Raw genomic sequence first — 500 nt, 5'->3', positions numbered from 1 at the left:
GGGTATAGGGGTCGTACACCACAGTTGCCCGGTAGCCGCGGAAAGCCACGTAGCTGGCCAAAGACTCCACCAGGCGCAGACGCGCCAAGTCCATCAGGGAGCAACGTGCCAACTTCTTTAGGTTGGGCCAAGCTCCGATAATGTTGTAGCCATCAACCCATAAAACGGTGGGGAAGGAAGCTTGCATGCATAGTGGCAGATCCCTTGCCTAGGATCGCACCAATTGGTATCGGTTTGCAGCCGTATCTTAATCCCTATCAAAGAGCGCCGTAAAGCCCCTCTTGAGGCTGTCCCGCTCACAGTCTTGGGCTTGCAAGTCCTCACGGAAAGCAACCGTAAGGGATCCGCCTCAGACACAAAGCTTTCGTCTATGAGGCTTCCCTCGAGCGGTTGGGTGTTACTTTTCGCCTGAGTTCGGCCGCAGGTTTGGCGAGAAGACCATTTTCACCGCACCCGAGCCAGCAAGTTAAGATGTGTTACGAGATCCGTTGGGGCTTCTA

1 protein-coding gene is annotated in these 500 nt (G+C 55.0%); it reads right to left on the bottom strand.

What is annotated here, in order from left to right; genetic code table 11:
- On the bottom strand, nt 1-187 hold a 187-nt coding region (locus NW858_RS13525), incomplete at its 3' end, for an NYN domain-containing protein (RefSeq protein ID WP_414520696.1).
- Nucleotides 188-500: the final 313 nt, after the last annotated feature.

It is taken from the genome of Synechococcus sp. H55.10 (assembly GCF_047502715.1).
In the GTDB taxonomy this organism is placed as follows: Bacteria; Cyanobacteriota; Cyanobacteriia; order Thermostichales; family Thermostichaceae; genus Thermostichus.
This window is presented reverse-complemented; position numbering and strand designations above follow the sequence as displayed.